34 protein-coding genes are annotated in these 23,703 nt (G+C 62.5%); 3 read left to right on the top strand and 31 right to left on the bottom strand.

All coding sequences use genetic code 11. From position 1 onward, the window contains the following. Positions 1–36: 36 nt before the first annotated feature. Positions 37–858 carry a ZIP family metal transporter gene (locus ACFQJC_RS02100; RefSeq protein ID WP_390221593.1) on the top strand — a complete coding sequence of 274 codons (822 nt, stop codon included), beginning with the start codon at positions 37–39 and terminating at the stop codon, positions 856–858. 37 nt (positions 859–895) lie between these two features. On the opposite strand, the gene ACFQJC_RS02095 is transcribed toward ACFQJC_RS02100, so the two are convergent. The 4 genes from ACFQJC_RS02095 to ACFQJC_RS02080 form a co-directional block, all read right to left on the bottom strand. Then, complete coding sequence (locus ACFQJC_RS02095) at positions 896–1,981, bottom strand: sodium:phosphate symporter (RefSeq protein ID WP_390221592.1); 1,086 nt, start codon at positions 1,979–1,981, stop codon at positions 896–898. Positions 1,982–2,060: 79 nt separating this feature from the next. Beyond that, positions 2,061–3,383 (bottom strand): phosphoribosylamine--glycine ligase, encoded by a 1,323-nt coding sequence (locus ACFQJC_RS02090; RefSeq protein WP_390221591.1) that lies wholly within the window; start codon positions 3,381–3,383, stop codon positions 2,061–2,063. Between the two features lie 62 nt (positions 3,384–3,445). Further along, positions 3,446–3,760 carry a hypothetical protein gene (locus tag ACFQJC_RS02085; RefSeq protein ID WP_390221590.1) on the bottom strand — a complete coding sequence of 105 codons (315 nt, stop codon included), beginning with the start codon at positions 3,758–3,760 and terminating at the stop codon, positions 3,446–3,448. Beyond that, complete coding sequence (locus tag ACFQJC_RS02080; protein WP_390221589.1) at positions 3,757–4,770, bottom strand: DUF7490 domain-containing protein; 1,014 nt, start codon at positions 4,768–4,770, stop codon at positions 3,757–3,759. Before ACFQJC_RS02080 ends, ACFQJC_RS02085 begins: the two co-directional genes overlap by 4 nt. Positions 4,771–4,917: 147 nt before the next feature. Between ACFQJC_RS02080 and ACFQJC_RS02075 the strand changes: the two genes are divergently transcribed. After that, positions 4,918–5,319: a universal stress protein gene (locus ACFQJC_RS02075; protein ID WP_390221588.1), complete on the top strand. Its 402-nt coding sequence runs from the start codon at positions 4,918–4,920 to the stop codon at positions 5,317–5,319. 3 nt (positions 5,320–5,322) lie between these two features. On the opposite strand, the gene ACFQJC_RS02070 is transcribed toward ACFQJC_RS02075, so the two are convergent. From ACFQJC_RS02070 to ACFQJC_RS02040, 7 genes are all read right to left on the bottom strand, one after another. Then, positions 5,323–6,042: a hypothetical protein gene (locus ACFQJC_RS02070; protein WP_390221587.1), complete on the bottom strand. Its 720-nt coding sequence runs from the start codon at positions 6,040–6,042 to the stop codon at positions 5,323–5,325. Positions 6,043–6,157: 115 nt separating this feature from the next. Then, entirely contained in the window at positions 6,158–7,396 is a 1,239-nt protein-coding gene (locus ACFQJC_RS02065) for an ornithine cyclodeaminase, nickel-pincer nucleotide-dependent (RefSeq protein WP_390221586.1), read from the bottom strand. Between the two features lie 60 nt (positions 7,397–7,456). Next, positions 7,457–8,398, bottom strand: coding sequence for an alpha/beta hydrolase (locus ACFQJC_RS02060; RefSeq protein WP_390221585.1), 942 nt, complete (start codon positions 8,396–8,398; stop codon positions 7,457–7,459). Next, on the bottom strand, positions 8,395–8,748 hold the full coding sequence (locus ACFQJC_RS02055; RefSeq protein ID WP_390221584.1) for a DUF8159 domain-containing protein: 354 nt from the start codon (positions 8,746–8,748) through the stop codon (positions 8,395–8,397). The genes ACFQJC_RS02060 and ACFQJC_RS02055 overlap by 4 nt, the downstream gene beginning before the upstream one ends. Positions 8,749–8,822: 74 nt before the next feature. Then, positions 8,823–9,536 (bottom strand): hypothetical protein, encoded by a 714-nt coding sequence (locus ACFQJC_RS02050; RefSeq protein WP_390221583.1) that lies wholly within the window; start codon positions 9,534–9,536, stop codon positions 8,823–8,825. Between the two features lie 71 nt (positions 9,537–9,607). Continuing rightward, the gene (locus tag ACFQJC_RS02045) at positions 9,608–10,591 is read right to left on the bottom strand and encodes a ring-cleaving dioxygenase (RefSeq protein WP_390221582.1); all 984 of its coding nucleotides are present in this window, start codon (positions 10,589–10,591) and stop codon (positions 9,608–9,610) included. An 82-nt stretch (positions 10,592–10,673) separates the two neighbouring features. Next, complete coding sequence (locus ACFQJC_RS02040; protein WP_390221581.1) at positions 10,674–11,285, bottom strand: DUF8170 family protein; 612 nt, start codon at positions 11,283–11,285, stop codon at positions 10,674–10,676. Between the two features lie 97 nt (positions 11,286–11,382). On the opposite strand from ACFQJC_RS02040, the gene ACFQJC_RS02035 reads away from it, so the two are divergent. Continuing rightward, the gene (locus tag ACFQJC_RS02035; RefSeq protein ID WP_390221580.1) at positions 11,383–11,844 is read left to right on the top strand and encodes a hypothetical protein; all 462 of its coding nucleotides are present in this window, start codon (positions 11,383–11,385) and stop codon (positions 11,842–11,844) included. Between the two features lie 240 nt (positions 11,845–12,084). Here the strand turns inward: ACFQJC_RS02035 and ACFQJC_RS02030 are convergent, their stop codons facing one another. The 20 genes from ACFQJC_RS02030 to ACFQJC_RS01935 form a co-directional block, all read right to left on the bottom strand. Next, on the bottom strand, positions 12,085–13,134 hold the full coding sequence (locus tag ACFQJC_RS02030) for an RNA-guided endonuclease TnpB family protein (protein WP_390221579.1): 1,050 nt from the start codon (positions 13,132–13,134) through the stop codon (positions 12,085–12,087). 371 nt (positions 13,135–13,505) lie between these two features. Beyond that, positions 13,506–14,972: a preprotein translocase subunit SecY gene (secY, locus tag ACFQJC_RS02025; protein ID WP_390221578.1), complete on the bottom strand. Its 1,467-nt coding sequence runs from the start codon at positions 14,970–14,972 to the stop codon at positions 13,506–13,508. A gap of 3 nt (positions 14,973–14,975) precedes the next feature. After that, the gene (locus ACFQJC_RS02020) at positions 14,976–15,470 is read right to left on the bottom strand and encodes an uL15m family ribosomal protein (RefSeq protein ID WP_390221577.1); all 495 of its coding nucleotides are present in this window, start codon (positions 15,468–15,470) and stop codon (positions 14,976–14,978) included. Next, positions 15,467–15,931, bottom strand: coding sequence for a 50S ribosomal protein L30 (locus tag ACFQJC_RS02015; protein ID WP_390221576.1), 465 nt, complete (start codon positions 15,929–15,931; stop codon positions 15,467–15,469). Before ACFQJC_RS02015 ends, ACFQJC_RS02020 begins: the two co-directional genes overlap by 4 nt. Continuing rightward, positions 15,931–16,575, bottom strand: a complete 645-nt coding sequence (locus ACFQJC_RS02010; RefSeq protein ID WP_390221575.1) for a 30S ribosomal protein S5 — start codon at positions 16,573–16,575, stop codon at positions 15,931–15,933. Before ACFQJC_RS02010 ends, ACFQJC_RS02015 begins: the two co-directional genes overlap by 1 nt. Beyond that, on the bottom strand, positions 16,572–17,126 hold the full coding sequence (locus ACFQJC_RS02005; protein WP_390221574.1) for a 50S ribosomal protein L18: 555 nt from the start codon (positions 17,124–17,126) through the stop codon (positions 16,572–16,574). Before ACFQJC_RS02005 ends, ACFQJC_RS02010 begins: the two co-directional genes overlap by 4 nt. After that, positions 17,126–17,581: a 50S ribosomal protein L19e gene (locus ACFQJC_RS02000; protein WP_390221573.1), complete on the bottom strand. Its 456-nt coding sequence runs from the start codon at positions 17,579–17,581 to the stop codon at positions 17,126–17,128. The genes ACFQJC_RS02005 and ACFQJC_RS02000 overlap by 1 nt, the downstream gene beginning before the upstream one ends. Then, on the bottom strand, positions 17,581–18,291 hold the full coding sequence (locus tag ACFQJC_RS01995; protein WP_390221572.1) for a 50S ribosomal protein L32e: 711 nt from the start codon (positions 18,289–18,291) through the stop codon (positions 17,581–17,583). The genes ACFQJC_RS02000 and ACFQJC_RS01995 overlap by 1 nt, the downstream gene beginning before the upstream one ends. After that, complete coding sequence (locus tag ACFQJC_RS01990; RefSeq protein ID WP_390221571.1) at positions 18,291–18,827, bottom strand: 50S ribosomal protein L6; 537 nt, start codon at positions 18,825–18,827, stop codon at positions 18,291–18,293. Before ACFQJC_RS01990 ends, ACFQJC_RS01995 begins: the two co-directional genes overlap by 1 nt. A 4-nt stretch (positions 18,828–18,831) precedes the next feature. Then, positions 18,832–19,224, bottom strand: a complete 393-nt coding sequence (locus ACFQJC_RS01985; RefSeq protein WP_390221570.1) for a 30S ribosomal protein S8 — start codon at positions 19,222–19,224, stop codon at positions 18,832–18,834. A gap of 3 nt (positions 19,225–19,227) precedes the next feature. Beyond that, positions 19,228–19,404, bottom strand: coding sequence for a 30S ribosomal protein S14 (locus ACFQJC_RS01980; RefSeq protein WP_390221569.1), 177 nt, complete (start codon positions 19,402–19,404; stop codon positions 19,228–19,230). Next, on the bottom strand, positions 19,401–19,919 hold the full coding sequence (locus ACFQJC_RS01975; protein ID WP_390221568.1) for a 50S ribosomal protein L5: 519 nt from the start codon (positions 19,917–19,919) through the stop codon (positions 19,401–19,403). The genes ACFQJC_RS01980 and ACFQJC_RS01975 overlap by 4 nt, the downstream gene beginning before the upstream one ends. Then, positions 19,916–20,617, bottom strand: coding sequence for a 30S ribosomal protein S4e (locus ACFQJC_RS01970; protein WP_390221567.1), 702 nt, complete (start codon positions 20,615–20,617; stop codon positions 19,916–19,918). Before ACFQJC_RS01970 ends, ACFQJC_RS01975 begins: the two co-directional genes overlap by 4 nt. After that, positions 20,617–20,970, bottom strand: coding sequence for a 50S ribosomal protein L24 (gene rplX / locus ACFQJC_RS01965; protein ID WP_390221566.1), 354 nt, complete (start codon positions 20,968–20,970; stop codon positions 20,617–20,619). Before rplX ends, ACFQJC_RS01970 begins: the two co-directional genes overlap by 1 nt. A 1-nt stretch (position 20,971) precedes the next feature. Beyond that, entirely contained in the window at positions 20,972–21,370 is a 399-nt protein-coding gene (locus ACFQJC_RS01960) for a 50S ribosomal protein L14 (RefSeq protein ID WP_390221565.1), read from the bottom strand. Continuing rightward, positions 21,370–21,714 (bottom strand): 30S ribosomal protein S17, encoded by a 345-nt coding sequence (locus tag ACFQJC_RS01955; protein ID WP_390221564.1) that lies wholly within the window; start codon positions 21,712–21,714, stop codon positions 21,370–21,372. Before ACFQJC_RS01955 ends, ACFQJC_RS01960 begins: the two co-directional genes overlap by 1 nt. Next, positions 21,705–22,139: a ribonuclease P protein component 1 gene (locus ACFQJC_RS01950; RefSeq protein ID WP_390221563.1), complete on the bottom strand. Its 435-nt coding sequence runs from the start codon at positions 22,137–22,139 to the stop codon at positions 21,705–21,707. The genes ACFQJC_RS01955 and ACFQJC_RS01950 overlap by 10 nt, the downstream gene beginning before the upstream one ends. After that, entirely contained in the window at positions 22,139–22,351 is a 213-nt protein-coding gene (rpmC, locus tag ACFQJC_RS01945) for a 50S ribosomal protein L29 (RefSeq protein ID WP_390221562.1), read from the bottom strand. Before rpmC ends, ACFQJC_RS01950 begins: the two co-directional genes overlap by 1 nt. Beyond that, positions 22,352–23,242: a 30S ribosomal protein S3 gene (locus tag ACFQJC_RS01940; RefSeq protein WP_390221561.1), complete on the bottom strand. Its 891-nt coding sequence runs from the start codon at positions 23,240–23,242 to the stop codon at positions 22,352–22,354. Then, on the bottom strand, positions 23,242–23,703 hold the full coding sequence (locus ACFQJC_RS01935) for a 50S ribosomal protein L22 (RefSeq protein ID WP_390221560.1): 462 nt from the start codon (positions 23,701–23,703) through the stop codon (positions 23,242–23,244). The genes ACFQJC_RS01940 and ACFQJC_RS01935 overlap by 1 nt, the downstream gene beginning before the upstream one ends.

Raw genomic sequence — 23,703 nt, 5'->3', positions numbered from 1 at the left:
GGGCAGTTTATTAACCTCAGCAAGATTGTTCACAACATGAATCGGTCATCAGCCATCGGCGTCGGCAGCGTCGTGGTTCTCCTCGCGCTCTCGGCCTACGCGGTCACGACGCAGGCGTGGAAACTGCTCGTCGTCTCGTGGGCTGCGTTCGGTGCCATGGCACTCGCCGCCCCGCTCGGCGTTCGGGCCCGGGGTGACCACGCGGAGGGGCTCGTGTGGGGCTACGGACTTGCGAGCGGCGCGATGGTGACGAGCGCCGCCGTCTTTCTCGTCCCGCAGGCGCTCGGCCACCACCCGCAGTTCGGCGGGTTCGGCATCGCCTTCGGCATCCTCGCCGGGTTCGGGTCGCACACTATCGGCCACCGCTTCGCGCACATGGACCTCCCAATCGACCGGACGGTGACGGAACTCGCGGCCCACGCCATCTCCGCCGGTGCGATTATCGGGCTTATCTACGGCAACATCGACGTCGGCGTCGGTCTCGGTCTCGCAATCGTCTCGCACAAAGGTCCCGCCGGCTACGCCGCCGCGCGCCGTCTCACGGCGAACGACCGACCCGTCGCGCCACTGTTGCTCCCCGCGGCCGGACTCGGCATCGCCGCCATCGTCTCCAGTGCGGTTGCCGTCCCCGCGTCGGGTGCCATCCGCGGACTCGTCTTCGGCTTCGCGTCGGGCGTCTTCCTCCACGTGGCGATGGACTTCCTCCCCCGGTGTGAAATCGGCAGCGAGATTCACGACATGCTCTCGGTCGAAGACGAACACGCCCACCACATCCTCGACCAACTCCGCCTCCACGCCGCGGCGAGCACGTTCGTCGGCGGGTTCGTCGTCTTCGCGGCCTGGCTGGCGCTCAACTGATTCTGTGCCGATTCTCTGAGGCTGCGCCGACTGTTCTTCACACGAGTCGTTCGACGACGAGCAGTACGAGTGGCAACGCGACCAGCAGACCGAGAAAGGCGAGAAAGTGGCGACGAGTCTCGACCGCTGTCTCGAAGATGGTCTCGATGGCCGCTTCGTACCACGGGTACGCGACGACGAACACGGTTGCAACCAACGTAGCGAGCGCCGCGGTGAAGAGGACGACTGCAAGCCCAACCGGTTCGTCGAGGACGATGGCGATGGCCACTGTGTCGATGAGCGTCCCGACGTTCGCGCCGAGAATGTACGGCAGTAGCTCGTCTCGTTCGACGTAGCCACGTACCGAGAGCGGGACGACGACGCCGAGCGAGAACGCCACACTCGTACTCAGCGCGGTCACCACGAAGCCGATGGCGAACAGAAACCAGTGGTTTCTGCCGTGTCGCGCGAGCGAGTCACGAACCTGCTCGACATCCACTGCATCGAACGCCGAGTCGAACAGTCGAAGGCTCCCCAGAAGCAACCCGAGTGCGACCAGTCCGGCACCGAGCGGTCCGAGGGTTTCGACGATGCGCTCGATAAACGGTTCGAGCGAGTCGAGCGCGGCGAATTCGAGAGTGAACCGGGACGCCATCGCAGACAGACGAGGAGTGAGCGGCGCGAGGGTGACGTAACCGAGTGCCGTCACCGGGAGATACACGCTCCACGTGACGAGAAACGAGAGTACACCGAACCACATCGCATCTCGGAGCGAAACGTCGCGCTGGCGGACGTACTCGACGGAACCGACGAGCAGGACGATGGTCACCGACCCGAACCGCGACCCGCAAATCATGAGGAACAGTTCGAGCGGCGTCACGAGCGCTTCGGTGTACAACACCATCGAGAGCGCGGCGATGGCCGTCCCGTTGAGCACGGGATACGTCGCCAACCAACTGGCACCGAGCGCAGACAGTGGTCCCATGACGACGCGGTCCAGTACGGGGACGAGTGAGGGACTGAGCGCGGCAGACGCTCCACTCAGGAGCCGTATCGAGAGGAGAAACGCCGCGACACCGACGACGAGCGCGCCGAGCGGTCGGGCCACCTCACGGAGGCGTGCCAGTTGCGACGTTGCCTGCATACCCTCCAGTTACGACGCGCGAGTCAAGGAACCTGTCGCCGGACTCACAGAAGCCGACAGAAATCCGCTGGCTCGCCGCTCAGTCTCGGAGGTAGCCCCACGAGTGGAGTCTGTCGCCCTCGCCGTCTATCCAGCGCTCGCCGATATCGTCGCGGTAGTACATGTTGGGAAGCAGGATGTCGTCGATGCGGCCGTAGGCTTGCGTCCGTGCGTCGGCCATCGTATCGCCCATTCCGGCGACGACCATGACGACGCCAGAGGTTCCGGCGACGCGCCACTGGTCGGAGACGCACTTCACGTCCTCGATGTGGACGCCGTCGGGTGCGTTTTCGAGGCGGTGGCGCTCGGTCCACTCTTTCGGGGGCTTCGACTCGAAGCCGATTGGCGCGTTCGAGGCGAACTCCGAGAAGGTCTGCGGGTCGGTAAATGGGAAGGGCGGAAGACAGACGCGGACGCCGACTTGGAACCCCGAGTGAACCTCGATTCCCGGGTCGCGGCCGCGGGAGATGTCCGCGAACACCGCCGAAATCGGCGTCTTCATCGCCTCCTCCATGAGGAAAATCGTCGGATAGCCGAATCGCGGGGTGAACTCCAGCGGGTAGACACCGTCGGCGTTGACGATGCAGTTGAGGTCCATGTAGCCGACGTAGCCCTCTTTGGCGAGTCGCGTTTCGAGCGGTTCGAGCGTTCGGCGGTAGATGTCGTTCTTGCCCGTCCACGTCATGCTCGTGCCCATCTCGCCCGTCGAGGGGCCGACGTTGCCGGGGAACAGTCGCTTGTGCTCGAAGTTGATACAGATGGGCGTGACGAACCGCTCGCCGTTGAAGAACGCGCCCACCGCGACTTCGACGCCGTCGGCCCGGCGCTGAATCTCGAAGCGCTCGATTTTGTCGCCCCACGAGCGCTTGTACGACTGGAGGATGCGAATCACGTCAGAGCCGTCGTCTTCCTCGCCGACGAAGACCAGCCGCTTGACGTTCTGGACGTTGCCACTCGGTTTGATGACGTAGGCGTCGGGGTTCTCTCGAACCCACTCGACGGCCTCGTCGAAGTCGGTGAACTCTGCGTGGGGGAGTACGTCGATTCCGGCCTTCTTCAACTCGCGCTGGCCGAAGTTTCGGTCGTCTTCGAGGCGGTCGGTGTAGGCAGTGCCACCGACGACGGCCTTGCCCTCTTCACGGAGTCGCTCGGCGTGGGTGCCGTAGCCGAAGATGTCGTCGAAGACGATGGTGTCGGCCCACTCGGTGTGTTCCTGCCAGTCGTGGACCTTCTCGACGAAGCCGTCGGCAATCTCGCGTTCGTCCTCGTTCTCGATGCAGTAGCGCACCTCGTGGCCCTCGTTGCGAACGCGCCAGGCGATGTCGCCGATGAGTCCGTCTATCGAGACGAAAAGGAAGTTCATAGACTGCACCTCTCAGGGAAGCCTGAAAAATATACGCTGACTGAGTGACTCTCGCAGGGTGCTCAGGTCAGGCGTCGAAGCTGAATCGAGATACCGAGACCCGAGACGAGCAGTATCACGAGGTTGAACACGGCTTGGAAGGGCGCGCGGTACTCGGGCGTGACCCACGTCGAAATCGTCTGACTGGCGTTCAGGTAGAACTGTAACACCGCGATGAGCGCGAGCAACAGCAGGCCCGCGAGGACGGCGTAGTCGAGGTAGCGACGAAGACGCGAGGCGAATTCGCGGTCCGCGTCGTCGATATCGGCGTCGGGGTCGGGCGCGTGCTGTCGTTTTGTCGGCTGAGAACCGGTGTTCGTGGCCGTCTCGTCGCTCATTGTCTCCACCTCCGAAGGGCGAGCACGCTCGCACAGAGTGCGACGAGCGCGACGACGGGACCGAATCCGGGCGTGCCGGTCTGCGTCGCGCCGGACTCCTCGGTTCGGTAGTCGTCGTCACCGCTCGTCGTGTCGCTGTCTTCGAAATCGCTCACTTCCAGTTCGACTTCTTCTGTCGTCTCGTTCACGCTAATCGTCCTCGTTGGGTTCAGGTTCGCCGCGCCGCGGGCGGTGTCGATGACGACGCCATCGCGCACCAACACCGCGTCGATGTAGTAGTTGTAGTCGTTCGGAACGGTGACGGGCGTCTCCACCGTCGCCGTTCGGCCGGGTCCGACCTCACCGACGTCCACCGTCGATTGGGACGCCACGATGTTCGACTCGGCCTGTCGAAGCACGAATCGAACGCTCAGGTCGTCGGTCGGCGTGTCGCCGGTGTTCGTGAGCGTCGCGCCCACGTCGAGCGTCGAGCGGTTGTCGCCCGCCTCGGCAATCGAGAACGAAACTGGCGGCAGTGCTTCGCTCTCGGTGAACTCGGTGTTCGTCCGGAGGTACGGCGGCTTGATGGCCTCGACACCGCGGATACGCTGTTGTGCCGTATCGACGCGCTCGGCGTTCCGGTAGAGAATCACGTCGATATCGTAGCCACCCTCGCGGGGGACGGTGAGGTTGGTGCCGGCGGTGACTTCGCCGTCGCGGGTGAGGTTGCCGACCGAGACCTGTTCTGTCGCCATCCGAAGTCCCGACTCCTCGTCGATAGCCCGAACGAGCACGCTCACGTTGTCCGTCGGGTTACCGCCGTGTTCGATTCGCGTCTCGATGTCCAGCGTCGCCGTCTCTCCGGTCGCGGCACCGGCCGCAATCGTGACCTCGGAGACGGAAATTCGCCCCGGTCGGACCGGGCCGTCGTCCGTCGGGTCGGCGAGGACACCGGGGACGACGAGGGCGGTGACGAGGGCGATGGCGACGATGCCAATCGCACCGCCCGCGAGGAGGGCATTCCTATCCATAATCTGAGAATTTATGGATGGGGTATATGTTTTGTGTCTGACCAATGGGCGCTGAGAGAGGGCGTCGTCTCGGGTGGGTCCGAGAGTCGTAATCGAACACCACTGGTGTAGAGTTGCATTTTTAACAATCGAATGTGGAGGTGTACCATGGCAACGTACGTCGTCGCAACGAACTCGGTCAGGACCAGCGCAGAGATTTGCGATTACCTCACTCGACGTATCAAAGACGGAGACGTCGTTCACGCGGTGAACTCTCATTTCGGCGGAGACGAGACCGACAGCGACGACGTCCGCGACGGCGACGACGCGCTCAACGTGGTCGCCTCACGACTCGGTGACCTCGTAACGGTCGAGACGCACCAACTCATCCGCGGTAACGAACCGGCGACAGACGTACTCGACTACGTCAACGAAGTGAACGCCGACGAGCTCGTCATCGGTATTCGCAAGCGCAATCCCACCTCGAAAATCGTCTTCGGCAGCACCGCACAGGACATCCTCTTGAACGCGAACGTCCCGATGGCAGTGATTCCGCTGGAAAAAGTGTAGGTCTCAGTCGCCGCGACGGTACTCGACGAGCGTCATCTCGAACGCGGGTTCGGTCTCGTTCTCGTCGTAGAACGCGACGTAGCCCGGAAGCGGACTCTCCGGCGTCACGCAACTCTCCCAGAACAGGCTGTCGTTCATCCGGACGACGAAGTTCGCACACCGGAGGTCGGCGTACGTCTCGATTTCGTCCACGGTGACGCTCACGTTCCCACTCGGACTCGACAGGTTCCACGAGTCGCCGACTTCGAGCGTCTCACCCTCGACGCTGGCGTAGTACGGCGAGTCGAATCCGAGCGTCGCAATCGACCCCGAGGGCGACCCCGCCAGTTCCGAGTACAACTCCTCGCGCGAGGCGGTCACCGTCTGCTCGCTCGTCCCATTCGACGTTTCGACGGTCGTTCGAATCGTCACGCTCGTCTCGTTCGTCTCGACGACTTCCCACTCGTAGCTCGCCGTCTCGTCGAGGTTCGGACTCGTTATCTCGTAGCGGTAGTACTGGCCCGCGCGGTACTGCGTGTCCCACGATTGGTTGAAGTCGAACTCGGTCGTGCTCATCGCCGCTTGGGACTCTCCCTCGGCGGCAGTCGTCGTTCCATCGGCCGTCGCATCGCCCGCGGCCGCGGTCGTCGCGGCCGTTCCGTCTTGTCCACCACTGACGCCGCCGCCACAGCCCGCGAGGAGGACGAGTAGCGAGACGGCGAGGATGCTCCACGGTCGGTTCATACGCGCCCATCGGAGTTCGACGAGATAATCCCATCGCCAATTGGCAGGCAAAATAGACGTTCGCTCGCGCGTACTCGTCGTCGGTCAGTCTCCTCGTCTCATTCAGCCCCCGGCCTCACTCGCCGTTGAGCACTTTCTCGGCGAGCGTCGGGACGAACGTGCCGATGTCGGTGACCATCCCAATCGCCTGCGACGACCCGCGGTCGAGCAGTTGGGTGACGGTTGCGGGGTTGATATCCACACAGACGGTTTTCGCAGTAGACGGCAGACAGTTCCCGACCGCGACGGAGTGCAGGAGCGTCGAGAGCATGAGCACCATGTCGGCCTGATGGGCCTGCTCGCGGATGGCGTTCTGCGCTTCGATGGTGTCCGTAATCGTATCGGGAAGCGGGCCGTCGTCCCGAATCGACCCCGCGAGGACGTACGGCACGTCGTTCTTCACGCACTCGTACATCACGCCCTCTTTGATGAGTCCGTCTTCGACGGCTTCGGCGATGCCGCCGGCGCGGATGACCTCGCTGATGGTGTAGATGTGGTGTTTGTGGCCCTTCCGTGGGTGTTCCATCGTCTCCATGTCCATGCCGAGAGAGGTGCCGTACAGACCGCGTTCGATGTCGTGGGTGGCGAAGCCGTTGCCGGCCGAAATCATGTCCACGTAGCCCTCGCGGATGAGGTCGGCGAGCGCGTCGCCACCCCCGGAGTGGATGAGCGCGGGACCGGCGACGACGAGGACGTTACCGCCTTCGTCTTTCGTCTCGTGAATCGCCTCGGCGACCTGTTCGATGAGCGAGTCGGAGGGTCGCTCCGAGGAGACGCCGCCTTGCATGAAGCCGAACGGGCCGGAGGCATCACGGGGGCGCTCGGGCGGCTTGACGCGGATGCCCGCCTCGTCGGTGACGACGAGGTCGCCTGCTTCGATGCCGTTGAGGACTTTCGTGTAGGCGCGGGCGGGCTCGCCGTCGTCGCCGGGTTCGACCACTATCGCGCAGTCCATCTCGATGTCTTCGACCGTGAGCCACTCACCCTCGTAGCGAACCTCGGTCGGGTGGTTGGTCGTCGAGTAGAAGCCGAGCGGGACGACCTGGTCTGCGGGAGAGGGTTCGACGTGTGCGTCCACCGGGTCGGTGAGGTTCGCGCCGATTTGGTGCAGTTCGTGGAGAATCTCCTGCAAGTCGCGTTCGTCGTCGGCGTGAACCGCCATCCGGCAGTACGAGGTCTTGTCCTTCTGGCGGCCGACATCGAACTCCTCGATATCGAAGTTCCCACCGAGGTCCATCACGATACCCATGGCCTGTTGCATCATCCCCGAGTCGATGATGTGGCCTTCGAGTTCGACGGTGCGCGTCTTCGTCATTGACGGAAAATTGACCGAGGGGGTGAAGTCGGTTACGGACGCGGCGACTGTGCGTCTCGCCTACTCGTTCGCCCGCAGGAACGTCACGAGGTGCCCGAACGTCGCTTCGAATCCCCGGTCGTAGTGCGTGAAGTGACCGACCGGTAACTCGACGAGCGTCGAGTTCGGGAGGTCGTCGGCGAGGGACGCGACGGCGTCCGCAGGCGCGAGGTCGTCGCGCGTCCCCGAGACGAGGAGCGTCGGACAGTAAATCTCCTCGGGGTCGGAGACGGCCCGATACCGGAACAGCGAGAGGAAGATACGCGCCGGCGTCTCGTCGTTCCACGTGCTCCCCGGCGGGACGAGTTGGCGATATGACCCTCGCACGCCGGGGTCCTCGAAGACCGACATCGAAGCGCCGTCGCCGATGACGGGCACCGTGTGGGGACCGAACACGCGAGACTGGAGTTTGTCGCGGACGCCCGCGACGAGCGCCGAGAGCGTCCCCTTCGCACCTCGCCCGGCGAAGATTGCTTTTCCGTTCAGCATCGGATACTGCGCCACGACGGCCGAGATGGTTCCGTCCTCGGCGGCCGCCCGAAGCGCGTAGCCACCCGAGAGACCGATTCCCATCACCACGATTCCGCCAATATCGAGTTCCGACTGTTCGCGCAGGCCGTCGATGGCGGCGTGCCAGTCGGCGACCTGCGAGTCCGGGTCCACGAGATTTCGCGGTTCACCGGACGAGTCCCCGGTGTTCCGGTAGTCGAAGCAAAACGCGGCGAATCCCGCTTCTGCGAGTCGTTCCGCGTAGCGTCGAAGGCCGAACCGTCGCTCCGCGGCGAGTTCGCCGGCCAGCACGACCACCGTGGGCGACTCCACGTCGTCCGGGCGGTAGAGCCACCCGGTACACTCGGTGCCTTCGCTGTCGAAGGTGAGTGTCACCCGGGAGTAGTCGAAGTGCGACGGTCGGCGGGGGCCGCGCTCGCGCGTGACCGGGCCGCGATGACGCCACGCGCTCACTGTGCGTCCTCCGATTCGATGCTGTCGAGGACGCGGTCGGTCAGTTCGTAGTCGTCCAGACGGTACTCGTTGTAGCCGCGAATCCACTCGGCTTCGAGTGTCCACGTCGCCTGCACGTCGTCGTCGCTGCGGAGAATCGTCGCCTCGACGGTCTTCGGGTCCCACTCACCCTCCGAGAGTTCGAGGAACGCCTTGACCGCGCGGCCGACCTCTCCGTGGTCGGGTTGCACGTCCGGAAACGAGGTGAGATACACGAGCGACACCGACTCGCCGAGCGAAATCGACTCGACGCTGATACCGTTGCCGCGGAGTTCCTCCTCTATCGCGGCCCTCGGTTTGAGGTCGTTCATGCGAGGTGATACGGCACCCGTCGGCTAAACGTTTGCCGCGCGACACGTCGTGCCGAGAGAGTGACGAAAACCCGCTACTGCCGCGCGTTCGCCCGCTTCAGCGCGTCGTGTAACGCGAATAGCGGTTCGATGTCGCCCGAGGCGTAGTCTTCGAGCAGTCGCACGAGTTCGTCGTGCGTCCGCGTGCCGTCGATGCCGGCGGCGACGCCATCGACGTAGGCTTCGCCGAGTGCGGTTCCGACGTGCGCGCCTTTGACGGCCGACCCGTCGATTCCCAACTGTTCGAGGTAGTCGGCCGGCAGGTCGTAGTCGTCGTACCAGACGCTCGGTTGCTCGATTCCCGCCTCCTCGCAGGCTTTCCACAGCGCGGGGATGTCGCGGCCGGCGTTGACCGCGTGGGGAAACGCCTCGGCGGCGAGCGGTCCGAGGTCGATGTGGTCCGAAAAGAGCGCTTCGACACGTGCGGGAGCACCGGGCCACGCACCAGCGTCCGCGACGTGGTCGGCCCACGCGCGGAGGTGCTGTTCGTCGAAGTGCGTGCCGTTGTAGGTGAGAACCGGACCGTCGCGTTCTTCGCACCACTCGACGACCTCGCGGAGGAGGTTCGCGGTGTGCTCGACGCCCCAATCGCCCTGCCGGCGACACACCGTCACCTCCACGTCGCCGCCGTCTGTGCGGTATCCAAGCCCGACGGCGACCAACTCGAACTTGTCCGTGTTCGTGAAGTCGCGCGGCGGGCCGTGGGGGCTGGCCGTCTCGATATCGAGCGCGAGTCGTCCCGTGTTCATACTCCGGGCGTGCGTAAGGCATCTCAAAAAAGGGACGGATACGTCGTCGGCGGTTTCCGCTCGGTGCCGTCTCAGTCGTCCGCTTCGGCGGACTCCGCTCTCGGAACCGTCACGTCGGTCAATCCCGCCTCGATTTGCTCGCGCTGGCCCTCGAACTTGCCGGGGAGGACGAGACGGCCGCCGAGGTCAGAGAGGGGTTCGTCGCTGTCGTAGCCGGGGTCGCTCGTCGCCAACTCGAACAGCACGCCGCCGAACTCGCGGAAGTAGACCGACCGGAACCAGTGACGGTTGATTTGCGGCGTCGGGCGCAGGCCCTTCGACTGGACCGCCTTGCGCATCGCCGACTGGTCCTCGTCGGTCGGCGTCTGGAAGGCGACGTGGTGGACCGTGCCGTGGCCCTGTCGGCCGCTCTCGATGGTCGGGACGATATCGACGTACTTGCCGACCGAGCCGGCCGCGGCGAATCGGGTTCGCTCGTCGCCGGCCACGTCGCCCTCGGTCTGCTCGGTGCCGACTTCTTCGAATCCCATCGTCTCCAAGAGGTCCTTCGTTTGGGGCGGGTCGGCCAGCCACAGTGTGACCGAGTGGAAGCCGCGGATGGCGTTCTCTTCGGGGACGAACTCAGTCCACGGTACGGTCGGGTCGTCGTCGGGAATCTCGACTTCGACCAACTCGACCGGCAGGCCGTCGGGGTCCTCGAACGGTAGGACCGTCTCACCGAAGCGCTCGATTCGGTCGCCGTACTCGACGCCGTACTCGTCGAATCGCTCCTCCCAGTAGTCGAGACTGCCTTCGGGGACGCGGAACGCAGTTCGGGAGACTTGCCCGGTTCCGACCTTCCCGCTCGACATGTTCTCCCACGGGAAGAACGTCATGCTCGTTCCGGGGTTCCCCTCCGCGTCGGCGAAGAAGAAGTGGTACGTACTCGGGTCGTCTTGGTTGATAGAGCGCTTGACCAGTCGCAGGCCGAGCGTCTCGACCCAGAAGTCGAGGTTCTCCTGCGGGTCGCTGGCGATGCAGGTCACGTGATGGATGCCCTGTGTGGGTGTCGTCATTAGGCGACTGTAGGGACTCGAAGAACTTGAGTATCCGCTGACGTGGGTGTTACCGGGAGTGGGTGAGAGAGCTGAAGCCTCGTTACGGGAGGGTGTCGTCGATGAGGTCAGAGAGCGCCACGTCGAGGTCGTCTGTCGTTTGCCAGGTATAGAGGTGTCCGTTCTTCTCCATGAGCGAGCACAGGGTCGCCATCATCGCATCGTACTTCTCGTATTCGAGGTCGTTGTCGATAGACGGTAGCGTGTAGTCTCGCTTGAGGATGTAGGTCGTTTCGAGTGGTGCGGTTCCCAGTTCGAGTTCGTGGCCACCGTCGTTGTCCTCGACGACGAACACCGCGTAGTCCGTGCCGACGAGCGCGTACCGATACTTGAGATAGAAATTCCCCCACTCCTCGTTGTCGGGGTCGAGTTCTTCGAGGAGGAACCCAGCCGCCTTCGGCTCGGTTCTGAAACGCTCGGCTGCGCGTTTGAGTCGGTCTTTTGGACCGTCACGACTAGACTGCGGGGACTTGTAACTGCCGAGGACGAAGTACTTCGTCGCGTCAGCCTGCGTCAACGTGTCGATATCGGCGAATAGACCGATCGCAGCGGCGTGGATTCGGGCAGCATCTTGCCCGTCGTACCCTCGGTAGACGAAGTTCGCGTCGTCGAGGCGTGGAAGATTTCGTATGTGGGGCGGGGCGTCGTCGGACATCGTGTTTCGTACTCTTCCGCAGAATGTAATGGTTTCCAGCAGATGTTTGTCGATAGTCGTCGCAAAACATATGCCGGTGGGATGCAATGGGATACGTATGGCTGCCGTCTCCACCCGAGATGTCCCCGACCACGGCATCGACGAGGACCGAATTGCCGATCTCAAACTGATATTGAGCGAGACGAAATTGCGGCTCATGCAGCAACTACTCGCCAGCCCGACCGGAGCACTCAGCTCACCAGAGCTTGGCGCTCGAAACGAGATTACCGAGAGCACCATCCGCGACCATCTCTCGGACTTGCGAAGTCGAGAGCCGCAAATCGTGACGACGCTCGAACCATCCGAGTCGCCCGTCCCGAACGGGATTCCACGCACGTACTTCGCGGTCACCGAGTACGGTATCGACCTTCTCAAGCAGGTGGGCCTCTACGAACAGATCGGTCTCCTGTACGATTTGTACTCGGCGGCCGACCTCGAACTACAAGACCCCGAAAGCCATCCAGTCACGCTCGAAGATATCGAGTCGTACGAGCATCGGCCCACTCCCGACTGGTTTTGACATCCTCCCCGCCCTAAAGGGCGAGGATTCCACGAAGTGGATATTCAGGTTGCGCGTTTCCTCGGGGTTCAAGTACGCTTTCGCGTGACCCGTCGAAGGTTGCCACCGAGTTGTGACCAACGGCGTGCTTTTCAGCGCGTGTAGCCCTGTCAATGGGGCCTTCCTCCCCGCATACAGCGGGCGTCAAAGACGGTTTGCTATTCAACCAGCGAGGTAGCACGGTTCGCGTCAGCCGAACTGTTACGCCGTGCATGGTTCTCCCTCCCGTTGTGCGATATTCTCTGAAGCGTTCAGGTCGGCGTGTCGTCCACGGTCGCACTCCGAACACGAAAAGTGGTCGCCATCACGCGCTCCCATCGAACCACACGCTGAACATCGTTGGCTGGTATGGTACGCATCGACCTTCTCGACACGAATACCCACACGTTCGGCTTTGTACGTGATGAACTGTTGGAGTTGGTGGAAGTGCCATGAGTGGACACCCGACCACGAACTGTTCTCGCGGATACCTTCGAGGTCTTCCATCCGAATGACGGGATTCTCGAATTGTTCCGCGAACGTGATGAGGCGACGGGAGAGTTTGTGATTCAGGTCTTTGATTCGACGCTGTTCTTTGTCACCCACACGGTTACGTGCGCGAAGCGCACCCGCTTCCGAAAGCGAATCGCGTAGGGAACGATATTTGCGTCGAACGTACTTCGCCTCACCACCCGACACCAGCATTGACTCACCCTCACCGTAGGCCGTCACAGCGAGGATGTGCCGTTCACCAATATCGACACCAACGGGCGTCTCACCTGACGTGTCAGTGTCGTACTCAACGTTGAACGTACAGTACCAGTCGTCACCACGGCGGTACACTTGAAGTCGCGTCTTCTTCGCGTCGCCCTCGACCAGTCGGTCTACGGGGTCGGAAATGTCGTCGTACACTTCGATAGGCGTGTACCACCACTGAGAGACACACGGGAAGCCGACGACGACTGTGCCGTTCTCGGTCATGTCGATTTCCCAGTTCTGGTTGTTGACGGCGAACGGTTGACTCTCTCGGTATCGAACCTCTCCGTCCTTGTTGTGGTCGGATTTCGCCTCTCGGATGGCTTGGTTCTGAATAGCCGAGTAGAGGCCGTTATCAATGCTGGCTGTGGTCACGGACTTGCCGAAGTCGCCGTTCTGCCATCCGTCGATACAGAACTGCTTGGTGTCGCGGTAGAGACGGGTGCCCTGTTGCCACTCTTTCCGCCGTGAGAGGGATGGGTTGTGGAACTTCGCGGTGACAGTCACCGTGACCATTACAGTTGTAATCAGGTGCGCTATCTTAAGAAACTATTGGAATATCAGGCCGTGATATCGGCGGTGGTTCGTGAAAGGTAGTGTCGGATTCATCCCCGCGCTAAAGCACGGGGCTTTCTCCTCGATTTTCCGTAACGACTCGAACGGGCCGTCATACTCGGGTGTATCTGAGACTGTTTCGAAGGGCTGTCGAACGTGTCACACGGTGCAGAAACGGGACTTACGTCTGTTTTGACCGACTCATATGGATTTGTATCGACGGTCTCATCTGATGGTCGAACAGCAAGACGCGGCCTCACCAGTCTCTGGCCTTCGTCAGTCGTCCTAAGAAAGTGAATTCGGCCGAAGAGCGGCCGAGGTTCAGACGTCCGTTATTCCGAACCGAACATCTGGCGCATCATCGGGTGCATCTCCATGAGCTGTTCCTCGGCGATCTCCTCGTACAGCTTGTACGTGATGGAGACCGTAAGGAGCAGCCCCGTCCCGGAGACGGCTCCGATGGTGCCGAGCATGTTCGCCATGACGGCGAGTAGCCCGACGAGCGCGCCACCGATGACGGTCACTTGCGGGATGTACCGCTCCATGACCTTCTCGATGACCTGTGGGTTGCGACGGAAGCCGGGAATCTGCATCCCGGAGTTCTGAATCTGCCGTGCGGTCGCGTCGGGACCCATCCCGGACGTTTCGACCCAGAACACCGCGAATATCGCGCCACCGACGATCATGAAGATGAGGTCGATAGCGACGCGAATCATGATGTCCAAGGGGTCGGCCGAGGTGAGCCCGAGGAACCACATCCAGTCGGCACGCGACTGGATGGGCGCGAGGTAGTAGAACAGGCCACCGGTGACGGTGCCCTGCGTGTACTGACCGAGCCATGCGGGCATACCCGCCCACTGGCTATCGAGGATGCGCCCGAGGAACTGGATGTTCGCCTGCAGGGCGCGAACGAGAATCATCGGCAGGACGCTCGCGTAGATGAGCTTGACCGGGAAGCGTCCGCGAGCACCCTTCACACGAGCGTGCGAGAGGGGAATCTCGACGCGAACACTCTCGGCGTACACGACGATGCCGAAGATGAGGACCGTCGTGACGAGCGCGAGCAGTTGTCCCTGACCGAGGATCAGCGTCGATGCGAGGTCGGTCGGCGACGTTGGCAGTTGGACCGCACCGGTGACGATGCCAATCCACGTCGGGAAGAAGCCCGACGCACCGCCGAGTCCCTGCCAGCTGAACAGCCCACCGACGAGCTGTTGGCTGACACCGGCGATGATGAACAGCCCAACACCGGAGCCGACGCCCCACTTGCTGACAATCTCGTCCATGAACAGGATGAGGACACCACCGACGGCGATTTGGGCGAAGATGAGCGTTTTCACGCCACCGACGCCGATACCCAGCGACTGGGCGACCTGCGTATCTGCCGGCAGGAAGCCGCCAGCGAACACCATCGGGAGGCCCGTCAGGACGATCATGACCACGACGAGCAGCTTTTGGAGACCCTGGTAGAGGATCTGGTCACGCGGGTCGTTCGTGTCTAGCCCGAGCAGGTCGGCACCGCCCAAGAGTTGCAGGACGATGCTCGCCGTGACGATTGGACCGATACCCAGTTGGAGCACCGACCCTTGCTGGCCGGCCAAGATGGACCGGAACTGACCGAACAGGTCGTTCGCGGAACCGGCATCGAGACCGAACAGCGTCACGTTCGTCAGGAAGAAGTACAAGACGAGGATGCCACCCGTCCAGGTGAGCTTCCGGCGGAACGGTACGTGTCCCTCCGGTCGCGCAACTGCGGGCATCCGCGTCAGCACAGGTTCAGCGGCGTCCTTCCATCCCATGAGTTATTCCTCGTCTTCCGTCTCTGCTTCGGCTTCGTCGGCGTCTTCGGCTTCCTGAGCGCGCTCAGAAAGTTCGACACTTCCGCCAGCCGATTCGATGCGTTCGACGGCACCTGCGGTGAAGGCGTCGGCAACGACGTTGAGTTCGTTGCGGACCTGCCCGCCACCGAGGACCTTCACGACGTCCACGTCCCAGCCGTCTTCGGCTACGTCGCGGGCGTCGATGGTGTAGGTGTCGCCGTCCTTCTCGGCAACGCCGTCGGCGGCGAGGAGTGCGGCGTCCTCGTCGAGCTTCTGGACTTTGACTTCGGCGACCTCGTCCTGGAGGACGTCGGGGCGCTTGAAGCCGTGTTTGCCGAGCGGCTCGTAGTTGTGGAACTCGTGCTTGTCGCGTCCGGCACGGCCGCGGCCACCACGGTGACCGGCGCCGCGCCGGTTCTTGTGGGTACCACCGCTGTGGGTGCGCGAGCCGCGCTGTCGTCGTTTCTTAGACGTCATCGCATTGCCTCCAGCAGTTCGTCGATTTGGTCGGTCTCGTGCTTACCGAGCTGGCCACCTTCCTTGGTGACGTGCTTCTGGCCGCGGTGACCGCCGCGTGGCGGGTGCAGACGAAGCACCGGGGAGAGACCCTGTTCGCGGAGGGTCGTCTCCTCATCGACGATAGCCTGCGCGAGCGAGGCGACGTCGTCGTAGTCGGTGTTCTCCGAGAGCCACTCATCGTCGATGTCGGCCGAGCCTTCGAGCGGCTCCGCGCGCGTGCTGATGAGTTCGGCGACGATTTCGACACTGGGCGAACCATGTGCGACGTAATCGTTGACCTTCGTAATCATTCCTCGGTAGGCGTCGTTCTCCGGGACGAACGTCGCGTGGTTCACGCGGTTGATGTTGAGCATCTCCAGCGTGTCACGAACGTCCTGGGCCATGTTGACTTCACCGCGAAGCTGAACGATAGCCTGCATTATTCGCTCACCTCACGTCGGATTTCACGCGCGCGGCGTGGCGTCCGGGACTGCGAAGCGTTCTTCAGCGCGTTGTACGTCGCCTTGGCGAGGTTGACCGTCGTCCGCGTGTTCCCGTCGCTCTTGGTCCAAGCGTCTTGGACGCCTGCGAGTTCGAGGATGTTGCGGACCGTCTCTGCTGCCGCAAGGCCGAGACCCTGCGGGGCGGGGATGATTTTGACCGTCACGGAGCCAGCCTTCCCTTCTGCTTTGCGCGAGAGGGAGTTGACACCGCCTGCGCGGTCTTCCCACGACCCAGAGCCGCGGTCTACCTTGATGATGTTCAGTTTCGCCACCTCGATGGCTTTCTGAATCGCACCGCCGACCTGGTCGTCGCGGGCTTCAGCGTAGCCGAGGTAGCCGTCACGGTTACCGACAGCACAGACACACCGGAACTTCACCCGGCGGCCAGAGTCGGTCATGCGCTGGACCATGTTGATGTCGAGCACTTCGTCCTCCAGTCCGGGGAGGAGTTGATCGACGATCTGGGGTTCCTTGAGGGGAAGCCCGGATTCGAGCGCCTGGTCCATCGACGTGACGTCGCCGTTCTGCACCATGCGGCCGAGCCGCGTTCGCGGCTCCCAGCCGTTGTTGTTTCTGCTCATTCGTCCTCCTGAAGATTCCCGAGCACTTCGTCGAAGTGGTCGGGAAGGTTCGTGGCATCGAACTCTCCACTGTAGAGCGGCTCGTCGAGCTGCTCTGCGTACTCTGCGATGTGGACGCCGCGGTTGCGGTCCCAGTCTGCGAGTACGGCTTCACTGTGGGGGATTTCGAGGCCAGCGTCGATTGCTCCTTCCTGCACTGCGAAGACCTTGTTCCCGGGCGAGGCCGTGTTGAGACCGATGTCGAGGACCGCTTCCTCGACGCCGGCGGCCAGTGCCCGTTTGCCTGCCAGGTACCCCGTGAGGTACGCACTGGGGAGGTTGCCCGTCGGGGCTTCCCAGCCGTACTCGGCGAGGTCGGCAGAGGTCGCTGCAGCGTGCGTTTCGTCGCCCTGTGGGCCCGGCGTGACCAGCTGCGCCCTGACGTGCTTGTTGCTCACGCGAGCAACGAGGCGGGGTTTACCCGATTTCAGCAGGCGCAACCTTTGATGGTAGTCCGTCCGGACTTCGCGGCGACGACGCATCGGAACCTTGTATCGTGGTCCTGTCGCCATTATTGAATCTCCACCTGGTAGTTGTTCTGGATGTATGCTTCGAGCCGGTCCACGCTGTCGAATTCGCCACCGGACGCCTTGTTGTACACTTCGCGGTACTGGGAACGGTCGAGCGTTCCCTCGTCACGAAGCTCCTTGAGGCGACGGCGCTGGGCGCGGATGCGGCTGACCCATGCGTCTTTCTTGTTCTGTCGAGCGCCGGAACGACCCTTGCGGGAGCCGGCACCCTTGCGGTGGCCGTAGGAACGCTTGGCGGCGCGCTCGCGTGCGCGACCCTTGGAGTTGCCCTTCGCGTCCTCGGCGCGAATCGTGCCCTCTTCGACGAGTTCACGGATGTCTTCGCGCGTGATGGCCTCCGCGATGTCGGCCTGTGCCTCGGGGTCGAACCAAACGCGACCCTTGCCAACGTCGAGGACGTCGGCAGCCATTCGCTTCTGTGCTTTCAGGTCCGTCATCAGTTATCCACCTCGACTTCGACGTAGGTGGGGTTGAGGACGCGAATCTCGCGGTCCTCACACTCGTCTTCGATCTGCTCGCGCTTGCGAGCGCCGACCTTCGATGCGATGCGTACAGCCTGAACGTCGCCGTCTACGCCTTCGAGGTCGTCCACGTTGTGGACGCGGACTTCTTCGAAGCCGGACGGGTGCAGGCCGCGTGCCGCCTTGGGCGTGCGGTAGCCTGCTTCGACCTTCGGGCCTTTGCCCTTGATGCCGATACGCTGCTTCGAGAGACCACCACGGGGACGCCGCCACGAGGTGGGCGTGCGAATCTTCTTGTGGTAGTCCTGACGGTTGAACTGCGGCTTACCCTCGCGCAGTTTCTGCGTCAGCGCACGAGCAGTGTCGTCGTCGAGCTGGGGCTTCTTGTCCACGTGACCGCGGGGCTGAAGCTCCGTTTCGACGTCTTCTTCTGCTTCTTCTTCGGCTTCGGCTTCTTCGGTCTCGTCTTCGACCTCTGCCTCCGTCTCTTCGGAGACTTCGAGGGCGCCGACGTCTGCTTTGATACGCGCGGCGAGCGCGTTGCCGATGCCTTCGACTTCGGCCAGATCGGACTGGCTTGCGGCCTTGACGTCTTCGACAGATTCGAAGCCAGCTTCGCGGAGCGAATCGGCCTTCGACGGGCCGACACCGCTGATGTCTTCGAGTTCAGTGATTTCTTCAGACATTAGGCATCACCAGTCGTGGGCTTCTGTGTGATGTACACGCCGTCGGTGAACACGCGAGTGTCCTTGTCCTTGACGCGCGTGAGTTGTTCGATGTCGGCGGCGGTCTGCCCGACGTCCTCTTTCGAGGGGCCGGAAAGCGTCAGTTCTTCGCCGTCGATCTGTACGTTGGTGTCTCCACGGACGGGCGTCCGTCGTGGGGACTTCTCACCGAGGAAGTTCTTGATGACGACGTCGCCACCTTCCTCGCTCACTTGCATCGGGAAGTGAGCGTAGTGAACTTCCATCTTGTACTCCCAGCCGTCGGTGACGCCGTGGAGCATGTTCTCGACGTGGCTCTCGAAGGTGCCGATAGTCGCGTTCGTCTTCGCGTTCTCGACGTCGCTCTCGATGACCACGGAACCGTCTTCGACGGAAACCGAGACGTTGGGGTACCAGAGGCGCTTGGTGACGCTTCCGTTGGACCCCTCGACGGTGAGTTCGAGGTTGGAAACCTCGGCGGATACGTCGTCCGGGATTTGGATTTCTATTCGGCTCATTGTTCTAGTAGACGTAGGCGATGATCTGGCCACCGATGCCCTCTTCGCGGGCCTCGTAGTGGCTCATGACGCCGTGGCTCGTCGTGACGATGAGTGCCCCGTAGTCGCGGGCAGGGAGGAATCGCTTCTCCCATTTCTCGAAGTCGTCGGCACCCGCGGAGTAGCGGGGCTTAACGACGCCACATTCGTTGATAGCGCCTTTTAGTTCGACCTCGAACAGGCCGGCCTTACCGTCATCGACGAACTCGAAGCCGTCGATGTATCCTCGGTCGTAGAAGACTTCGAGGACGGAGCCGATGATGTTCGAGGCGGGCTGGATCTCGTGGGACAGGTGTCCGACACTCTCTGCGTTGTCCACGCCGGAGAGTGCGTTACTGAGTGGGTCGTTGTCAGCCATTGCTTATCGGTACTTCTTGAATCCCATTTCGCGGGCAATCTCTCGGAAGCACTGACGGCACAGGTTGATGTCGTACTTGCCGACAAGTCCCTGTTTCCGACCGCAGCGTCGGCACTCGTTCTGCTGGCCGGTGCGCTGGGTTGCGTGCTCGCCCGTCTGTTCTGTTTCGCTGTCGCTCATTCTGTGACCTCCACGTCAAAGGTGGATTCGAGGAACGCGACGGCATCGTCAACCGTCATGCGGTGTGCAGACGGAATCTGACGAGCGCGCTTGTCGCGCTTTTTCACTCGGTAGCCGGGGCGGACGAGGTTGACCGTCACGTCCAGTCCGAAGATACCGATCTGCGGGTCGTACTCCTGGCTCGGGAACTCGGTGTGCTCTTCGACACCGAATCCGAAGTTACCCGTCTCGTCGAACGACGAGTACGAGAGGTCGGCGATGGGCAGTGCGGTTTCGAGGAACGAAACTGCCTGCTCACCGCGGAGCGTGACCTTCGCGCCGACGGGTTCGCCGCGGCGCATGCCGAAGTCCTGCGAGGCACGGCCAGAGATGGTACGAACACTCTGCTGGCCCGTGACTTCTTCGAGGATGTCCTCGGCTTTGGCGAGCGTGCGACCACCTTCGCCGACGCCCATGTGGACGACGACCTTCTCGATGCGCGCTTGGCGCATCTCGTGGACTTCACTCTCGCTCATTCGTCATCACCTGCGAACTTCTCGTCGATGGTGACCACGTAGGGTTCGATGGTCTCGAAGCCGCCGTCTTCCGTTTCGACGACGACCGAGTTGTTTCCGCTGCCAGGCGTGACGATGATTTCGGAGACCTCTCCGATTTCACCGGCGTGGGAGCCGGCGATAGCCGTCACGAGTGCACCCTCCTCGTAGGAGAAGTGTGCGACGATGTCTTTCGACTCGTTGTCGATGACGATGGAGTCCTTGTTGTCGTACTCCGAGGCGTCGTCGATGACGAGCGTCGAGCCATCGTGAAGGGTGAGCTGGAACTTGCCACCCTTGACCTGGTTCTTGCGGACGATTTTCCCGAGCCGGCTGGATGCCGAGTCGGCATCGATGGGGCTGAGTGCGAGACGACCACCTTCGTCGGGGAAGACGCGGTAGAATTCGTCACGCTCGTCGAACGCCAGGATGTCGAACATCCCGATGGGACGGCGGACGTCGGAGACGACGTCGCCGTTCACGAGGACGCTCTGCTGGTTGAGCGCGTACTGCGCTTCCTTCTTGGAGTCCACGTAGCCGAGGACGTCGCGCAGGACGATGAGCAGGGGAACCCCTGCCTTGCCGTGCGGGCCGGCTCCGGCTTTGACCGTGAACGTTCCTTCCTTGCGCTCGACCGGCCAGGACTTCGGTACGGACAGTCGTTTCTGGTGTCGAGTCATTAGTTATCCTCCTCAAGTCGGGCCTCGCGGACGTCGTCCTCGAGGTCCAGCTCGGTCACGCGAACGTTGCTGGCCTGAAGGGGTCGTTGGACCTCTTCGCCGTCGGCCTTTGCAACGGTGACGCCTTCGACGTAGATGACGGTGTCAGTGAGGTCAACCTCGGTGACTTCGCCTTCTTCGCCGGCGAAGTCGCCGCGGAGAACCTCCACGGTGTCGCCCGCGTTGACGCGGACGTTGCGCTGGCCGTACTCCTCGCGGAGGTCGTCGGACAGCGTCGCGCGGACCTGCTTGTGCCGCTCGTGGAGCGGTGCGTCGCGTGTCTTGTTTCGCTGTTTGCGTGGTTGTCGAGTCATACTATACGATCATCGTCGCAGTGGAAGCGATGCTCCCGAAGCGTTCGGCCACCTCTCGCGCGATGGGACCCTTGATTTCGGTCCCGCGCGGTTCTTCCATCTCGTCGATGATGACCGCCGCGTTGTCCTCGAATTTGACGCGCGTCCCGTTCGGACGGCGGATGGATTTCCGCTGTCGAACGATGACGGCTTCGAGCACCTGGCGGCGCATTTCGGGCGTACCCTTCGTGACCGAGACGGTCACCTTGTCACCGACGCCTGCTTTGGGGTGGCGGTTCTTCGTGCCGGAGTAGCCAGCGACGCTGATAACCTTGAGTTCGCGCGCGCCGGTGTTGTCGGCGCACGTGATCAGCGAGCCGCGGGCGACGCCTTTCGTGATGTCGGCTTTGAGTGCTTCCATCAGTCGTCTCCTCCGATGACCTCCACGACGACGTGGGATTTGGTCTTCGAGAGCGGGCGTGTCTCCGCAATTGTTACTTCGTCACCGACAGCGAGTCCCTCGAGCACGCCCGGCACGTGTGCCGGGATGCGGGAACGTCGCTTCATGTAGCGGTCGTACTTCGGAACGAATACGTCGTACTCCCGCTCGACGATGACGGTCTTTGCCATGTCCGTCGAGACGACCGTCCCCTCCAGGGTCTGACCCCGGACGGAGAGCGAGCCGTAGAACGGACACTTGTCGTAGTCGTAGTCCTCCGGATTATCGGGTTCCGGAGGCGTTGGAACGTCAAGTCCTATTGCCATTTCGAGCTACCTCTTGTTTCGGTGCGCAATGCGGGTCGTGAGAGCAGTTGTGAGCCATCCACCGTAACGTAGGCCACGCCCTCGCAATTCTCGGAGTCCCGAGAAGCCGCCGAGTGGTCCTCGGCGCGCCGACCAGACTGACTGGCATCTAATCCGCCAGTAGTATCCGACCGAAGTTTGGACGTGGTCCCCGACGCCTTCGCGGCGTCGGCGGCTTCATCTGTGCGTGGAATCGCAAATTCGAACGTTGCCCCGTGTTTGGGCACCTGTCGCACCCGAGTCCCGTCATCGACGTGGAACGTCTGCATCGTCTCGACGACGATACGACCGGCTATCCCGACCAGGTCGGGGTTCGCCGCATCGACGACCTCCGTGTGGAGACCGTTGAGTTCGTGTCGCGTGAGGGTCTCGGGTGTGAGTGACATTATTCGTCGTCGAAGTCGCCTTCTTCGCCCTGAATCGTCTTGATTCGGGCGACGGTCCGCTTCAGCTCGGAGACGCGGCCGGGGTTGTCCGGTGCGCCACCTGCCGCCTGGACTGCCTTCGCGTTGAGCAGCTCAGTTTCGAGCTCTTCGAGCTCGGCTTCGCGCTCTGCGGGCGTCATGTCGCGGATTTCTTCGGTGTAGAGGATTGCCATTTATTCTTCCTCCGTCTCTTCGTCGTCTTCTGCTTCCATCTCGGCGACGAGGTCGGCCGCTTCCTCAGCGACTTCTTCGTCGAGTTCCTCGTCGTCTTCGACGACTTCTTCCTCGACGACTTCCTCGTCGTCAGACTCTGCTTCTTCGACGGCTTCCTCTTCGAGGAGGTCCTCGTCGAGTTCTTCGGCTTCTGCGTCGGCGTCCTCGGAGACGTCCGGAACTTCTTCCGGTTCCTCTTCGAGGAGGTCTTCGACGCTCTCGGTCTCTTCGATCTGTTCGACCGCTTCAGGCTCTGCGCCCTCTTCGACTTCGAAGTCGTCGGGGAGACGTGCTCCCGGCGGGATGATCTTGACCGTGACACCGATGGTGCCGAGCTTCATGACGGCGACGCCCTGACCTTCGTCAACGATTTCCTGGGCGGGTTCGCCGTTGTGCTTGATGTAGCCGCGGTTGAACTTCTCGACGCGCGAGCGAGCGCCAGTGACCTTGCCGGAGAGGACGATTTCGGCACCGAGTGCGCCGGCGTCCATGATGCGGTCGATGGTCGTGTGGCCCGCTTTGCGGAAGTACCAGCCACGCTCGAGTGCGTTGGCGAGGCGGTCTGCGACGATTCGGGCGTTGAGGTCCGGTTCGTCTACTTCCTGAACGTCGATCTGCGGGTCGTCGAGGTTGAAGCGGTCTTCGAGTTCGCGGGTGACCTTACGGATGTTCTTCCCGCCTTTCCCGATGACCATACCAGGCTTCTCTGCCTTGAGCACGATTTGGGTGCCCATCGGCGTCTTGGCGACGTCCATGCCGCCGTAGCCTGCGCGGCCGAGTTCTTTTGCGAAGAACTCGTCGATCTGGGACTTCTGGAGTCCGTCTTCGATGAATTGGTGTTCGTCAGCCATTATTCTTCGACCTCCTCGATGATGAGTTCGACGTCACAGATTGGGGTGTTCCACGGGTCGGCGCGACCGAAGGCGCGGGGTTTCCGGCCCGGACGCTCGCCGACTTTGTGGGCTGCGACGTGCATGATTTCCATCGATGGACCATCGAAGCCCTGTTCGGTGGCGTTGTTGCGGACGTTTTCGAGGAGTTCGAGGAACGCCTTGGACGCCTTTTCGGGGTATCGTCCTGCGTCCCAGCCCTCGATATCGCTCCGGTGGCCAACGCCCGAGTTGTGCTGCTTGAACGGAACCGACCGCTCGCCGTCGATGACGGCTTCGAGGTAGTCCTCGGCGTCGGCGACGGACATCCCCTTGATCGCTTTGGAGATGGCCTTACTGTGCTTGAGGCTGATGGGCCGGTCGCGGAGCATCCCCTTGGAGGTGGTCTCCGGGTCGGCCTCGACGCTGTAGTTGATTCCCAT

This window comes from Haloferax namakaokahaiae (assembly GCF_042663225.1).
Lineage (GTDB): Archaea > Halobacteriota > Halobacteria > Halobacteriales > Haloferacaceae > Haloferax > Haloferax namakaokahaiae.
The sequence above is the reverse complement of the archived record's forward strand: the minus strand, read 5'-3'. Positions and strand labels throughout refer to the sequence as shown.

Coding starts and splice junctions, on each gene's coding strand:
- ACFQJC_RS02100 (WP_390221593.1), top strand. CDS start 37: ATGAATCGGTCATCAGCCATCGGCGTCGGCAGCGTCGTGGTTCTCCTC.
- ACFQJC_RS02095 (WP_390221592.1), bottom strand. CDS start 1,981: ATGCAGGCAACGTCGCAACTGGCACGCCTCCGTGAGGTGGCCCGACCG.
- ACFQJC_RS02090 (WP_390221591.1), bottom strand. CDS start 3,383: ATGAACTTCCTTTTCGTCTCGATAGACGGACTCATCGGCGACATCGCC.
- ACFQJC_RS02085 (WP_390221590.1), bottom strand. CDS start 3,760: ATGAGCGACGAGACGGCCACGAACACCGGTTCTCAGCCGACAAAACGA.
- ACFQJC_RS02080 (WP_390221589.1), bottom strand. CDS start 4,770: ATGGATAGGAATGCCCTCCTCGCGGGCGGTGCGATTGGCATCGTCGCC.
- ACFQJC_RS02075 (WP_390221588.1), top strand. CDS start 4,918: ATGGCAACGTACGTCGTCGCAACGAACTCGGTCAGGACCAGCGCAGAG.
- ACFQJC_RS02070 (WP_390221587.1), bottom strand. CDS start 6,042: ATGAACCGACCGTGGAGCATCCTCGCCGTCTCGCTACTCGTCCTCCTC.
- ACFQJC_RS02065 (WP_390221586.1), bottom strand. CDS start 7,396: ATGACGAAGACGCGCACCGTCGAACTCGAAGGCCACATCATCGACTCG.
- ACFQJC_RS02055 (WP_390221584.1), bottom strand. CDS start 8,748: ATGAACGACCTCAAACCGAGGGCCGCGATAGAGGAGGAACTCCGCGGC.
- ACFQJC_RS02050 (WP_390221583.1), bottom strand. CDS start 9,536: ATGAACACGGGACGACTCGCGCTCGATATCGAGACGGCCAGCCCCCAC.
- ACFQJC_RS02045 (WP_390221582.1), bottom strand. CDS start 10,591: ATGACGACACCCACACAGGGCATCCATCACGTGACCTGCATCGCCAGC.
- ACFQJC_RS02040 (WP_390221581.1), bottom strand. CDS start 11,285: ATGTCCGACGACGCCCCGCCCCACATACGAAATCTTCCACGCCTCGAC.
- ACFQJC_RS02035 (WP_390221580.1), top strand. CDS start 11,383: ATGGCTGCCGTCTCCACCCGAGATGTCCCCGACCACGGCATCGACGAG.
- ACFQJC_RS02030 (WP_390221579.1), bottom strand. CDS start 13,134: ATGGTCACGGTGACTGTCACCGCGAAGTTCCACAACCCATCCCTCTCA.
- secY (WP_390221578.1), bottom strand. CDS start 14,972: ATGGGATGGAAGGACGCCGCTGAACCTGTGCTGACGCGGATGCCCGCA.
- ACFQJC_RS02020 (WP_390221577.1), bottom strand. CDS start 15,470: ATGACGTCTAAGAAACGACGACAGCGCGGCTCGCGCACCCACAGCGGT.
- ACFQJC_RS02015 (WP_390221576.1), bottom strand. CDS start 15,931: ATGCAGGCTATCGTTCAGCTTCGCGGTGAAGTCAACATGGCCCAGGAC.
- ACFQJC_RS02010 (WP_390221575.1), bottom strand. CDS start 16,575: ATGAGCAGAAACAACAACGGCTGGGAGCCGCGAACGCGGCTCGGCCGC.
- ACFQJC_RS02005 (WP_390221574.1), bottom strand. CDS start 17,126: ATGGCGACAGGACCACGATACAAGGTTCCGATGCGTCGTCGCCGCGAA.
- ACFQJC_RS02000 (WP_390221573.1), bottom strand. CDS start 17,581: ATGACGGACCTGAAAGCACAGAAGCGAATGGCTGCCGACGTCCTCGAC.
- ACFQJC_RS01995 (WP_390221572.1), bottom strand. CDS start 18,291: ATGTCTGAAGAAATCACTGAACTCGAAGACATCAGCGGTGTCGGCCCG.
- ACFQJC_RS01990 (WP_390221571.1), bottom strand. CDS start 18,827: ATGAGCCGAATAGAAATCCAAATCCCGGACGACGTATCCGCCGAGGTT.
- ACFQJC_RS01985 (WP_390221570.1), bottom strand. CDS start 19,224: ATGGCTGACAACGACCCACTCAGTAACGCACTCTCCGGCGTGGACAAC.
- ACFQJC_RS01980 (WP_390221569.1), bottom strand. CDS start 19,404: ATGAGCGACAGCGAAACAGAACAGACGGGCGAGCACGCAACCCAGCGC.
- ACFQJC_RS01975 (WP_390221568.1), bottom strand. CDS start 19,919: ATGAGCGAGAGTGAAGTCCACGAGATGCGCCAAGCGCGCATCGAGAAG.
- ACFQJC_RS01970 (WP_390221567.1), bottom strand. CDS start 20,617: ATGACTCGACACCAGAAACGACTGTCCGTACCGAAGTCCTGGCCGGTC.
- rplX (WP_390221566.1), bottom strand. CDS start 20,970: ATGACTCGACAACCACGCAAACAGCGAAACAAGACACGCGACGCACCG.
- ACFQJC_RS01960 (WP_390221565.1), bottom strand. CDS start 21,370: ATGGAAGCACTCAAAGCCGACATCACGAAAGGCGTCGCCCGCGGCTCG.
- ACFQJC_RS01955 (WP_390221564.1), bottom strand. CDS start 21,714: ATGGCAATAGGACTTGACGTTCCAACGCCTCCGGAACCCGATAATCCG.
- ACFQJC_RS01950 (WP_390221563.1), bottom strand. CDS start 22,139: ATGTCACTCACACCCGAGACCCTCACGCGACACGAACTCAACGGTCTC.
- rpmC (WP_390221562.1), bottom strand. CDS start 22,351: ATGGCAATCCTCTACACCGAAGAAATCCGCGACATGACGCCCGCAGAG.
- ACFQJC_RS01940 (WP_390221561.1), bottom strand. CDS start 23,242: ATGGCTGACGAACACCAATTCATCGAAGACGGACTCCAGAAGTCCCAG.
- ACFQJC_RS01935 (WP_390221560.1), bottom strand. CDS start 23,703: ATGGGAATCAACTACAGCGTCGAGGCCGACCCGGAGACCACCTCCAAG.